The organism is Micromonospora sp. AKA38, from assembly GCF_027925725.1.
Taxonomy (GTDB): Bacteria; Actinomycetota; Actinomycetes; order Mycobacteriales; family Micromonosporaceae; genus Micromonospora.
In genome coordinates this window covers 129,587-142,155 of the sequence record NZ_BNEI01000007.1, presented here as the reverse complement: position 1 = coordinate 142,155, position 12,569 = coordinate 129,587, and the positions used below count along the sequence as shown (strand labels likewise).

At 71.1% G+C, this 12,569-nt stretch carries 10 protein-coding genes; 9 read left to right on the top strand and 1 reads right to left on the bottom strand.

The features are described from left to right. Window positions 1–184 precede the first annotated feature (184 nt). The 4 genes from TPA0908_RS27815 to TPA0908_RS27800 all read left to right on the top strand — a co-directional run bounded on the left by TPA0908_RS27815 (window position 185) and on the right by TPA0908_RS27800 (window position 5,917). On the top strand, window positions 185–1,438 hold the full coding sequence (locus TPA0908_RS27815; protein WP_281942978.1) for a sugar ABC transporter substrate-binding protein: 1,254 nt from the start codon (window positions 185–187) through the stop codon (window positions 1,436–1,438). Next, on the top strand, window positions 1,438–3,081 hold the full coding sequence (locus TPA0908_RS27810) for an ABC transporter permease subunit (RefSeq protein WP_281942976.1): 1,644 nt from the start codon (window positions 1,438–1,440) through the stop codon (window positions 3,079–3,081). Before TPA0908_RS27815 ends, TPA0908_RS27810 begins: the two co-directional genes overlap by 1 nt. Continuing rightward, entirely contained in the window at window positions 3,078–3,977 is a 900-nt protein-coding gene (locus TPA0908_RS27805) for a sugar ABC transporter permease (RefSeq protein WP_281942974.1), read from the top strand. Before TPA0908_RS27810 ends, TPA0908_RS27805 begins: the two co-directional genes overlap by 4 nt. A gap of 140 nt (window positions 3,978–4,117) precedes the next feature. Beyond that, window positions 4,118–5,917 (top strand): glycoside hydrolase family 13 protein, encoded by a 1,800-nt coding sequence (locus TPA0908_RS27800; RefSeq protein WP_281942973.1) that lies wholly within the window; start codon window positions 4,118–4,120, stop codon window positions 5,915–5,917. A 55-nt stretch (window positions 5,918–5,972) separates the two neighbouring features. Here TPA0908_RS27800 and TPA0908_RS27795 read toward each other — a convergent pair whose 3' ends face one another. Continuing rightward, complete coding sequence (locus tag TPA0908_RS27795) at window positions 5,973–6,560, bottom strand: TetR/AcrR family transcriptional regulator (protein ID WP_281942972.1); 588 nt, start codon at window positions 6,558–6,560, stop codon at window positions 5,973–5,975. A gap of 98 nt (window positions 6,561–6,658) precedes the next feature. Here TPA0908_RS27795 and TPA0908_RS27790 point away from each other — a divergent pair, with 98 nt between their 5' ends. The 5 genes from TPA0908_RS27790 to TPA0908_RS27770 all read left to right on the top strand — a co-directional run bounded on the left by TPA0908_RS27790 (window position 6,659) and on the right by TPA0908_RS27770 (window position 12,569). Next, on the top strand, window positions 6,659–7,648 hold the full coding sequence (locus tag TPA0908_RS27790; protein WP_281942970.1) for a hypothetical protein: 990 nt from the start codon (window positions 6,659–6,661) through the stop codon (window positions 7,646–7,648). A gap of 57 nt (window positions 7,649–7,705) precedes the next feature. After that, entirely contained in the window at window positions 7,706–8,047 is a 342-nt protein-coding gene (locus tag TPA0908_RS27785) for a hypothetical protein (RefSeq protein ID WP_091061503.1), read from the top strand. Window positions 8,048–8,323: 276 nt separating this feature from the next. Continuing rightward, entirely contained in the window at window positions 8,324–9,397 is a 1,074-nt protein-coding gene (locus TPA0908_RS27780) for a BMP family lipoprotein (protein ID WP_281943794.1), read from the top strand. Between the two features lie 206 nt (window positions 9,398–9,603). Next, on the top strand, window positions 9,604–11,214 hold the full coding sequence (locus TPA0908_RS27775) for an ABC transporter ATP-binding protein (protein WP_281943793.1): 1,611 nt from the start codon (window positions 9,604–9,606) through the stop codon (window positions 11,212–11,214). Next, entirely contained in the window at window positions 11,211–12,569 is a 1,359-nt protein-coding gene (locus tag TPA0908_RS27770; protein WP_281942968.1) for an ABC transporter permease, read from the top strand. The genes TPA0908_RS27775 and TPA0908_RS27770 overlap by 4 nt, the downstream gene beginning before the upstream one ends.

Genomic DNA, 12,569 nt, shown 5'->3' with positions numbered 1-12,569 from the left:
CTCAACGGCAAAGTCTTGCGTACACTTCTGCAAGCCCTTCCATTCTCTGCAACCTCTTGCTAACGTCCCCGCAACATGCGAGAGCAGCGGCGCAGCACCCCGGCGCCGGTCAGCAAGAACTTTCAGAGGTTCCCACTGGCGGTCGCCCTTCCCCCGGCGTGCCGCCATGACGACAGGAGTACCGATGCGCATCCGTACCGCGGGTGTGGTCGCCGTCCTCGGTCTGGCGCTCGCCGCGTCCGGCTGTGGTGACAGCGGCAGCGACAAGCCGGCCGCCGAGCAGTCCGCCAGCAAGGCGACCGGCGGCAAGCTGGTCATCTGGGCCGACGACAAGCGCACCGCCGCCCTCAAGCCGTTCGCCGAGGAGTTCGGCAAGGAGAACGGCGTGACCGTCGAGGTGCAGGCCGTCTCCAAGGACCTGCAGACCAACTTCGTCACCGCCTCCCAGCAGGGCAGCGGCCCGGACGCCGTGGTCGGCGCGCACGACTGGATCGGCAACCTGGTCCAGAACGGCGCCATCGACCCGGTCCAGCTCACGGCCGAGCAGAAGGCGGGCTTCAACGAGACCGCGGTCAAGGCGGTCACCTTCAACGGCCAGCTCTACGGCGTGCCCTACGCCACCGAGAACCTGGCGCTGCTCCGCAACACCGAGCTGGCCCCCGAGGCGCCGAAGACGATCGAGGACCTGGTCACCGCCGGCAAGAAGCTCAAGGCGGAGAAGAAGGCCAGCGAGATCCTCTGCCTCCAGTCCGGCCAGAACGGCGACGCGTACCACATCTACCCGCTGTACTCCTCGGCCGGCGGCTACCTGTTCGGCACCGCCGCCAACGGCGACTACGACCCGAAGGACCTGGGCGTGGGCAAGCCGGAGTCGATCGCCGCGTTCCAGAAGATCGCGAAGCTCGGTGAGAAGGGCGAGGGCGCGCTGAAGCGGTCCATCACCCCGGAGAACTCGATCTCCACCTTCACCGGCAAGAAGTGCGCCTTCCTGGTCTCCGGCCCGTGGGCCGTGGCCGACGCCAAGAAGGCCGGCATCAAGTACGACATCTCCCCGGTCCCCGGCTTCGCCGGTGGCAAGGAGGCCCAGCCGTTCGTGGGCGTCCAGGCGTTCTACGTCGCCGCCAAGGGCAAGAACAAGGCCCTGGCCCAGGAGTTCGTCACCAACTACGTGACCAAGCCCGAGCTGGCCGTCGCGCTGTACAAGGCCGAGCCGCGCCCGCCGGCGCTGACCGCGGCCTTCGACCAGGTCAAGGGCGAGGACCCGGACCTGGCGAAGTTCTCCGAGGCCGGCAAGAACGGCCAGGTGCTCCCGGCGATCCCGGCCATGGCCGCGATCTGGGACCCGTTCGGCAAGGCCGAGGCCGCCGTCATCGGTGGCGCCGACCCGGCCAAGACGATCACGGCCGCTGGCAAGACCATCCAGGGTCAGATCAAGTAATGAGCGCGCCGCTGTCCGGCCCGGGGTCCGCCACGCGGACCCCGGGCCGGGAGCCCGCTCGTCCCGGGCTCCCGCGCACCTCGCGTACCGCGCGGCACCACGCGCCGATCACCGCGACCGGCCTCGTCGTCAAGGTGGTCCTGCTCGGCCTGGTGGCCGGGATCGCGCTCTGGGCGGCGTTCCCGCTCATCGAGGCCGGGCACTGGATCGGGCTCGGCGTCCTGGTGGCCACCACCGCCGGCCTGTTCTACCTCTACCTGGGTCGCCGGCACATCCCGGCCAAGTACCTGGTCCCCGGCACGCTCTTCCTGATCGCGTTCCAGGTGCTGCCGGTGCTCCTCACCGCGAGTACCGCGTTCACGAACTTCGGCGACGGCCACCGCGGCAGCAAGGACGACGCGGTCGTCGCCATCCAGACCTCCTCGGTGAAGCAGGTGCCCGGCTCGACCGAGTACGCGCTCACCATCGCCACCAAGGGCGACCCGGCGACCGGCCCGCTGACCTTCCTGCTCAGCGACCCGAAGACCAAGGAGGTCTTCGCGGGGGACGCGGGCGGGCTGCGCCAGCTCGACGCCGGCGCCGTCACCGTCAGCAGCCTCAGCGGCAAGATCACCGCTGCGGACGGCTACACCGTGTTGAACATCGGGCAGGCCAGCAGTCGCAGCGACGCGGTCACCGCGCTGATCGTGCCGACCGACGACGGCGCCATCCGCTCCAACGGCCTCACCCGGGCCTACGAGGGCAAGGCAGCCCGGGCGTACGACGCCGGCTGCGACTGCATCAGGGACAGCGAGAGCGGCAAGACCTGGACCGCCGACGAGAAGGTCGGCTCCTTCGTCGCCGCCGACGGCGAGCGGCTCAGCCAGGGCTGGAAGGTGAACGTCGGGCTGAAGAACGTCGGCGCGGTGCTCACCGACCCGAACATCTCCGGACCGTTCTTCGGCACGCTGGCCTGGAACTTCGCGTTCGCGATCGGCTCCACCGGGTTCACCTTCCTGCTCGGCATGGCCATCGCGCTCGCGCTGCACTCGCCCCGGATGCGGGGCACCAACTTCTACCGGATGCTGCTGATCCTCCCGTACGCCATGCCGTCGTTCGCGATGCTGCTGGTCTGGCGGGACATGTTCAACACCGACTTCGGCCTGCTCAACAACCTGTTCGGGCTGGACGTCGACTGGTTCGGCGGCGCCTGGTCGGCCCGGGTCGCGGTGCTGCTGGTGCAGCTCTGGCTCGGCTACCCGTACATGTTCCTGGTGGCCACCGGCGCGCTCCAGGCCATCCCGCGGGAGCTGACGGAGGCCACCTCGGTCGACGGGGCCAGCCCCTGGCAGTCGTTCAAGGCGGTCACCCTGCCGCTGCTGCTGGTGGCGCTCTCGCCGCTGCTGATCGCGTCGTTCGCGTACAACTTCAACAACGTCAACGCGATCCTGTTCACCACCGAGGGCGGGCCGTTCGCGCCGGACAACCCGCGCAACGGCGCCACCGACCTGCTGATCACCTACACGTACCGGCTGGCGTTCGGCGCCCAGGGCGCCGAGTACGGCCTGGCCGCCACCGTCTCGATCTTCATCTTCGCGATCGTGGCGACCGTCTCGGCGATCAGCTTCCGGCGCACCCGCAAGCAGGAGGAGGTGTACTCGTGACCAGCATCGCGGAAACGCCGGCGGCCCACCGCAACCCGGTCGGCCGGTCGCGCAGCCGGTGGTTCGCCCAGGTGGGCTGGCGGCATCTGGTCGGGGTGCTGGCGGTGCTGTTCAGCCTCTTCCCGATCATGTTCGTGATCTCCGCGGCGCTCAACCCGCTCGGCACGCTCTCCTCGACCGAGCTGCTGCCGACCGGGGCCTCGCTGGAGAACTTCACCAACCTGTTCGACCGGACCGCGTTCGGCCACTGGTTCCTCAACTCGCTGCTGCTGGCGGGCGTGGCCAGCTTCGCGTCGATCTTCCTGTCGGCGCTGGCCGCGTACGCGTTCTCCCGGATGCGGTTCGCCGGGCGGCGGATCGGCCTGCTCACACTGCTGCTGATCCAGATGTTCCCGCAGTTCCTGGCGATCGTGGCGATCTTCCTGATCTTCACCACGATCACCGACCTGTACCCGTCCATCGGCTTCAACACCCCGTGGGGCCTGTTCCTGCTCTACATGGGTGGCGCGCTGGGCGCGAACACCTGGCTGATGAAGGGCTTCTTCGACACGCTGCCGAAGGAGCTGGACGAGTCGGCGACCATGGACGGCGCGTCGCACGTGCAGGTCTTCTTCCGGATCATGCTGCCGCTGGTGGCGCCGATCCTGGCGGTGACCGGCCTGCTCGCGTTCATCGGGTCGATCAACGAGTTCATCATCGCCAACGTGTTCCTCACCAACACCGAGTCGAAGACGCTCGCGGTCGGCATGTTCGGCCTGGTCGCGGGCGAACGCAACAACAACTTCGGGATGTTCGCGGCCGGCACGTTGCTCACCGCGATCCCCACCGTGCTGGTGTTCCAACTGCTCCAGCGCTACATCGTCTCCGGCCTCACCTCCGGAGCGGTCAAAGGCTGAGCCTCCTCGGCTCACGCTGCGGCAAGGGCGTCGTGTCGGCGTACACCGGAGCGGTTTGGCGGGCGGACCGTCGCGGTCGGGTGACCGACCGCGGCGGGTGCCCGCCCACTCCCTGTCGGTACGACGCGAAAGGCCGCGGCATGTCCCTCCAACCGCACCACGACGGCTCCGCCACCTACGTCCCGGAGCAGGAGCCCGCGCTCGGGCAGACCGTCCCCGTCTTCGTCCGGGTGCCGGCCGGCGCCGGTGTCGACCAGGTGCACGTGCGCACCACCGGCGACGGCGAGCCGCACTTCGCCGCGGCGGTGGTCGACCGCACCACGGACGGTGACGTGTGGTGGCGGGCCGACGTCGAGGTCCGCAACCCGGTCAGCAACTACCGTTTCCTGCTCGACGGCACCGCCGGCGCCCGCTGGCTCAACGCGGCCGGCACCGCCGACCACGACGTGCCGGACCACGGCGACTTCAAGCTGGTCAGCCACGCGCCGCCGCCGGCCTGGGCCCGGGACGCGGTGATCTACCAGATCTTCCCGGACCGGTTCGCCCGCTCGGCCGCGGCGGACGGGCGCACCGCGCCGGACTGGGCGATCCCGTGCGACTGGGACACGCCGGTGATCGGGCGCGGCCCGGAGACGCCCCGCCAGTTCTACGGCGGCGACCTGGACGGCATCACCGAGCGCCTGGACCACCTGGACCGGCTCGGCGTCAACACGGTCTACCTCACCCCGATCTTCCCGGCCCGCTCCAACCACCGGTACGACGCGTCCAGCTTCGACACCGTCGACCCGCTGCTCGGCGGCGACGCGGCGCTGGTCCGGCTCGCCGACGCGGTACGCGCCCGGGGCTGGCGGCTGCTCGGCGACATCACCAGCAACCACACCGGTGACGCGCACCGCTGGTTCACCGCCGCGGTGTCCGACGTCAACGCGTTGGAGCGGGACCTGTACTACTTCGACCTCCCGGGACAGGACTACGAGTCGTGGAACGGGGTGAAGTCGCTGCCGAAGCTCAACTGGGGCAGCGCCGAGCTGCGCCGCCGGTTCGCCACCGCCGAGGACTCGCTGCTGCGCCGCTGGCTGCGTCCGCCGTACGGGCTGGACGGCTGGCGGGTGGACGTGGCGAACATGACCGGCCGGCGGGGCCCCGACGCGTACACCCACGAGGTGGCGCGACTGCTGCGCGAGGTGGTCGCCGAGACCCGACCGGACGCGTTGCTGCTCGCCGAGCACGGCCACGACCACACCGGCGACCTGGACCGCGACGGCTGGCACGGCACGATGAACTACGTCGGGTTCACCGACCCGGTGTGGTCCTGGCTGCGCGCGGGGGACGGCCCGGTGCCGAACTTCCTCGGCACGCCCGGCGGGGTCCGGCGGCGGGACGCGGACGCGGTGCTGGCCACCATGAACGCCTACCGGTCGTTGGTCTCGTGGCGGTCGTACACGCACTCGTGGCAGCTCCTCGGCTCGCACGACTCGGCCCGGATCCGCACCGTGGTGGGCGACGCGGCCCGGCAGGAGGTCGCGGCCGGGCTGCTCGCCACCATGCCGGGGACCCCGGTGGTCTTCGCCGGTGACGAGCTGGGCCTGACCGGCACGAACGGGGAGGGCTCGCGTACCCCGATGCCGTGGCACCGGCCGGAGAGCTGGGACCGGCGCACGTTCGACGCGTACCGGTCGCTGCTGGCGCTGCGCCGCGACGAGCCGGCGCTGCGGTACGGCGGCCTGCGGTGGGTGCACGCCGACGCGGACACGCTGGTCTTCCTGCGCGAGGCCCCGACCGGCACGGTGCTGGTGCTGGCCCGCCGCGCGCCCGGCGCCCCGGTGCGCCTGACCGGCCTGCCCGCCGCCGAGAACATCTACGGCGGCGCCCCGGCGCTGCCCCCCGGCACGGCCACCCTCCCCGCCGACGGCCCCACGTTCCAGCTCTGGAGGTGGTGAAAGGAGGGGCCCCTTGTTAACGCATTCCGCATAACAGGGGGCCCCTCCTCACACCTCAGCGGAGCAGGGCTCGGGCACCGGTCAGGTAGGTGGCGCGGTCGGGGGAGCCGGTGAGGATGCGCTGGGTGAAGTAGCCCGGGACCAGGCCGAACAGGGCCGCGCCGACCGCGTCGGGGTCGGCCTCGGGGGGCAGCTCGCCGGCGTCGCGCGCCCGCCGGGCAGCGGTCACGAAGTGGCCGCGCAACCGGGTGTACGTGGCGGCGACGAACTCGGCCAGCACCGGGTCCCGCTGTGCCTCGCTCCACACCTGCAACGCCAGGGGCAGTACGCCGTCCGGGCCGAGCTGGCCGTCGACGAAGGCCAGGGCACGCTCCAGCACTCCGATCAGCGGCAGCGGCGGGTCGGCGGTGGACAGGTCGGCGAAGTTCTGGTCGGCGGTGCCGACGACCGCCTGGGCGATGGCCGTGATCAGGTCGTTCTTGCTGGGGAAGTAGCGGTAGACGGCGCCGACCGAGAGCCCGGCCTCCCTGATCACGTCCTGCATCGAGGTCTGGTGGAACCCGTCACGCAGGAAGCAGCGCCGGGCCGCGTCGAGGATCTGCTGGCGGCGGGCGGCGAGGTGCTGTTCGGAGACGCGTGGCACGGCACACATTCTAAAGCGAACGTTCGTTCTTGACGAACGCGTCGAGAGCGGCGCAGGCTCTCTCCAAGAGAACGAACATTCGTTTTAAGGAGGCGACGATGCTCCGCTCCCGCTCGCCCTGGACCCTCACCGCGCTGCTGGTCGGCGTGGCGGTGGTGGTGCAGGTGCTGCTCGTACCGCTGTTCGCGGCCCCTGCCGCGCACCTCGCGCCGCGCGACCTGCCGGTGGCCGTGGCCGGGCCGCCGCCGGCCGTCGCCGAGCTGACCGCCCGGCTGACCGCGGCCCGCCCCGGCGGCTTCACGGTGACCGCGCTGCCGGACGCGGCGGCGGCCGACCGGGCGCTACGCGACCGGGAGGTCTACGCCGCGTTCGTGGCCGGCCCGGACGGCGTCGCCCTGCACACCGCGCCGGCCGCCAGCCCGACCGTGGCGGCCCTGCTCACCGAGGCCGCCGGCCAGCTCTCGGCCGGTCGCCCGGTGCCGGTGACGGCGGTCGTGCCGACCGACCCGGACGACCCGCGCGGGGCCGGGTTCGCCGCCGGGTTCCTGCCGTTGGCGCTCACCGGCATGCTGGTCGGCGCGCTGCTCACGCTGCTGGTCACCGGCCGCCGCGCGCGGCTGGTCGGCCTGCTCGGGTACGCGGCGCTCGCCGGCACGGCCGGTGTCACGGTGCTGCACGGCTGGCTCGGTCTGCTCGACGGCGACCCGTGGCGGGAGGCCGGCGCGATCGGTCTCTTCTCGCTCGCCGCCGCCGCCACGGTGGCGGGTCTCGGCGCGCTGCTCGGCCGCGCCGGCATCGGCCTCGGGGCGCTGCTCGTCTTCCTGCTCGGCAACCCGCTCTCCGCGGTCGCCGCCGCGCCCGAGCTGCTGCCGCAGCCGTGGGGGACGTTCGGCCAGTTCCTGCCGGTCGGCGCGGGCGGCACGCTGCTGCGCTCGGCGGCGTTCTTCGACGGCGCGGGCGCCGGCCGACCGCTGGCCGTGCTGACCGGGTACGCGCTGGTGGGGCTGGTGCTGGTCCTGGCCGGTCGGCGGGCCGGGGCCGCCGGGGAGGTGACAGTGCCACCCGAGCCGGCCCAGGTCACGGTATGACGGCAGCTCGGCGGGGCGACTACTACGCAGTGTCGTTGATGGGGGAGGATGGCCGGCGTGGAAGCTCTTCGACTGATCCTTCTCTACGTCCATCTGATCGGCTTCGCGCTGCTGCTCGGCGGCGGGATCGCCCAGTACGTCAGCGGCCGGCTGCGGATCAACGCGGCCATGCTGTGGGGGGCGGTGATCCAGATCCTGACGGGTCTCGGGCTCTCCGCGCCCCTGCGGGACGGCGACGAGCCGGCCCCGGCGAAGCTTGTTACCAAGTTGGTGCTCGCGCTGCTCATCTTCGTCATGGTCTTCTTCTCCCGTAAGCGGGAGTCCGTGAACCGGGGGCACTTCCTCGCGATCATCGGGTTGACGCTGCTCAACGCGGCGGTCGCGGTGTTCTGGCGGTAGTCCGCCGGGACCGGGAGCGGCCCCGGAAAAGGACGTTCGGGACACGCCCGTGCACCCCTACCGGCCCCAGAAGTGATCTGCCCCACGCAAGGGTTACACCGGGGTAACGGACGCTCAACAGTCGTGCACGATTGTCGGCCGGTGGGTGGGCGCGGGCGTACGCTCCCGTCCGTAACGTGGGACGCCGGCCGCACACCGCAGGCCGGCGCAAGGGCATGCGTACCGCGCACGACGCGGGCGCAATGGGAAGGAGACGTCTTGCGCTCTGTGCGTGGGATGCGGATCGCCTCCGCCTTCGTGGCGGGTGGCCTCGTGCTGGGCGCCGCCGCGTGTGGTGAGGCTCCGGACGACAGCAAGGACAACGCCGGCGGCAACGGCGGCAAGAAGTACAGCGCCTGCATGGTGACCGACGTCGGCGGCATCGATGACAAGTCCTTCAACACCTCCGCCTGGAAGGGCCTTCAGGAGGCGAAGAAGGAGAACGACAACATCGAGATCAAGAACGTCCAGTCGAAGGCTGAGGCGGACTACGAGGTCAACCTCACCGGGTTCGTCAACCAGAAGTGCGACTTCATCCTGGCCGTCGGTGGCCTGATGTCGGACGCCACCAAGAAGGCGGCCACCGCGAACCCGAACCAGCAGTTCGCGATCGTCGACGCCAACCCGGGTGTGGGCAACATCTACCCGATGCAGTTCGACACCGCGCAGGCCGCGTTCCAGGCCGGCTACCTGGCCGCCGGGATGAGCAAGAGCGGCAAGGTGGGCACCTACGGCGGCCTGCCGATCCCGCCGGTCACCATCTTCATGGACGGCTTCGCCGACGGCGTGGCGTACTACAACAAGGCGAAGAGCAAGAACGTCCAGGTGCTGGGCTGGGACAAGGCCACCCAGAAGGGCTCCTTCACCAACGACTTCGTCAAGCAGGACGAGGGCAAGAAGGTCTCCGACGCGCTGGTCGCCCAGGGCGCCGACATCATCATGCCGGTCGCCGGTGGCGCCGGCCTCGGCACCACCGCCGCGGCCAAGGCCTCGGGCGGCAAGTACTCGGTCGTCTGGGTGGACGTCGACGGCTGCGAGAGCACCCCGGACTGCTCGGCGATCGTGACCACGGTCGTCAAGAACATCCCGGAGGCCGTCAAGGAGGCCGTGGTGAAGGCCGCCGGTGGCGAGAAGCTCCAGGCGCAGCCGGGCTTCGTCGGCACGCTGGCCAACACCGGCGTCTCGATCGCGCCGTACCACGACTTCGACAGCAAGGTCCCGGCGGACCTCAAGGCCGAGGTCGAGAAGATCAAGGCGGACATCGCCGCCGGCACCGTCACGGTCACCTCGAAGGCCCAGCCGACCAAGTGACCGCTCCGCCGGCCGCCGCGGTGAGATCATCGGCAGCGGGGCCGGCGGGCACCAGGTAGCACCATCCGGCCGTCCCGGGCGTACGGGGTCCGAACCCCGCGCCCCCGGGGCGGCCGGTCACCTTCATCCCCCCATCCCCCACCCGGCGCGGTGGCGGCGCGGCAAGTCGCTACGCTGCACCATCGCTCGCACTCCAGGAGGTTGCGCTGAGACTCGAACTGCGCGGCATCACCAAGCGGTTCGGTGATCTGGTCGCCAACGACCACATCGACCTCACGGTGGAGCCTGGAGAGATCCACGCCCTGCTCGGCGAGAACGGCGCCGGCAAGTCGACCCTGATGAACGTGCTCTACGGGCTCTACCAGCCGGACGAGGGCGAGATCCTGGTCGACGGCCGGCCGCTGAAGCTGAAGGGCCCGTCGGACGCGATCGCCGCCGGGATCGGCATGGTGCACCAGCACTTCATGCTGGTGCCGGTCTTCACCGTGGCCGAGAACGTGATGCTCGGCGCCGAGCAGGTCAAGGTGCCCTTCGCCGGGTTCCTCGACCGTCGGCGGGCCCGCCGCGAGGTGGCCGAGGTGTCCGAGCGGTACAACCTCCGGGTCGACCCGGACGCGGTGATCGAGGACCTGCCGGTCGGCATCCAGCAGCGGGTGGAGATCGTCAAGGCCCTGACCCGCGACGTCGACCTGCTGATCCTCGACGAGCCGACGGCCGTGCTCACCCCGCAGGAGACCGACGAGCTGCTGACCGTCATGCGGTCGCTCAAGGCCGCCGGCAAGTCGATCGTGTTCATCACCCACAAGCTGGGCGAGGTGAAGGCGATCGCGGACCGGATCACCGTCATTCGACGCGGCCGGACGGTCGGCACCGCCGAGCCGACCGCCAGCCGGGACGAGCTGGCCGCGTTGATGGTCGGCCGCAACGTCCGGCTGACCGTGGACAAGGAGCCGGCCCGGCCGGGCGAGCCGGTCCTGGAGGTCGCCGGCCTGGTCGTCGACGACGACCGGCAGGTACGCGCCGTCGACGGCGTCGACCTGACCGTGCACGCCGGTGAGGTGCTCGGCGTCGCGGGAGTGCAGGGCAACGGCCAGACCGAGCTGATCGAGGCGATCATGGGCCTGCGCCCGACGCTCGCCGGCACGATCAGCCTGGCCGGCGAGTCGACCCACGGCTGGTCGACGAAGAAGGTGCTCCGCGCCGGTGTCGGCTACGTGCCCGAGGACCGCAGCGTCGACGGCCTGGTCAAGGAGTTCTCCGTGGCGGAGAACCTGGTGCTGGACATCTACGACCGGCCGCCGTTCGGCAAGGGCCTGTCGCTGAAGCCGGACGCGATCGCGAAGTCGGCGAAGGAGCGGATCGCGCAGTTCGACGTCCGCACCTCGTCGGCCGACGCGGCGGTCGGCACGCTCTCCGGCGGCAACCAGCAGAAGGTGATCGTGGCCCGGGAGCTGTCCCGGCCGCTGAAGCTCCTCATCGCCGCCCAGCCCACCCGCGGCGTGGACGTCGGCTCGATCGAGTTCATCCACAGCCAGGTCATCCGCGAGCGCGACGTCGGCACCGCGGTCATGGTGGTCTCCAGCGAGCTGGACGAGGTGATCGGCCTCGCCGACCGGATCGCGGTGATGTACCGCGGCCGGGTCATCGGCATCGTCGGCCCGGACACGCCCCGCGAGGAGATCGGCCTGTTGATGGCCGGCATCACCCCCGACACCGCGGCCCCGACCGCGAACGAGGGCAGCGCCGCCGCGACCGCGGACGAGGGCAGCGCCGCCGCCCCGGCCCCCGAGGGCCCTGGCAACGAGGACGAGGCATGACGAACCCGAACCCGGCGTCGGGCTCCCCGGACAAGGAACCGGCGACCGAGGCGCAGGAAGCGCGCAGCGAGGCCCGCGCGACGCCGACCGCGCCGGCCGGCGACACCGAGCGGGCGGTCACCACCACCGCGTCGAAGCAGCCACCGGCCGAGGGGCCCCGGCCCAGCCTGGGCCGGCTGTTCCTGGAGAACCTCTGGGCGGCCAACACGGTCACCGTGACCGTGCTCGCGGTGGTACTGGCCATGTTGGTCGGCGCCGTGCTGATCATCGTCTCCGACCCGGACGTGCTGGCCACCTACGGCTACATCACCGCCCGCCCGGCCGACGCGCTGAACGCGAGCTGGACCGTGGTCAGCGAGGCGTACGCGAACCTGTTCAAGGGCGCGGTGTTCGACCCGGACGCGGTCGGCTTCACCGCCGCCATGGGCCCGATCTCGGAGACGCTCACCTACACCGCGCCGCTGGTCTTCACCGGCCTGTCGGTCGCGCTGGCCTTCCGGGGCGGCCTGTTCAACATCGGCGCCCAGGGCCAGGCGACCATCGGCGTCATCCTGGCCGCCGTGGCCGGCTTCGCGCTGCCGCTGCCGCCCGGCGTGCACCTGCTGGTCGCGTTGATCGCCGGTGCGCTCGGCGGTGCGCTCTGGGGCTTCATCCCGGGCATCCTCAAGGCGCGTACCGGCGCCCACGAGGTGATCAACACGATCATGCTCAACTACGTGGCGGTCTACTTCCTGTCCTGGATCATCGTCCAGAGCGGGGTGCAGAACCCGACCCGGTCGGACGCGATCAGCAAGCCGGTCGAGTCCTCCGCGCAACTGCCCCGGCTGCTCGGCGACGACCTGCGGGTGCACGCCGGCATCCTGCTCGCGGTGCTGGCCACCTGGTTCATCGCCTGGCTGCTCAACCGCTCCACGCTCGGCTTCGAGCTGCGCGCGGTGGGCGCGAACCCGGACGCCGCCCGGACCGCCGGCATCAGCGTCACCAAGACGTACGTGCTGGTGATGGTGATCGCGGGTCTGCTGGCCGGCCTCGGCGGCTCGAACATGGTGCTCGGCTCCACCGCCAACGCGCTGACCCCGCTGGTGATCGCCCAGATCGGCTTTGACGGCATCCTGGTCGCGCTGCTGGGCCGGGTCAAGCCGTGGGGCGTGCTGCTGGCCGCGCTGCTGTTCGGCGCGCTCCAGGCCGGCGGCAACCGGATGCAGTCGTACTCCGGGATCTCGCTGGAGCTGGTCACCGTGCTCCAGGCGCTCATCGTCATCTTCATCGCCGCGCCCGCCCTGGTGAAGGCGATCTTCCAGCTCCGGGCGGCCCGCGCCGCCCGGCTGCAGACGAGCCTCGCGAAGGGCTGGTGA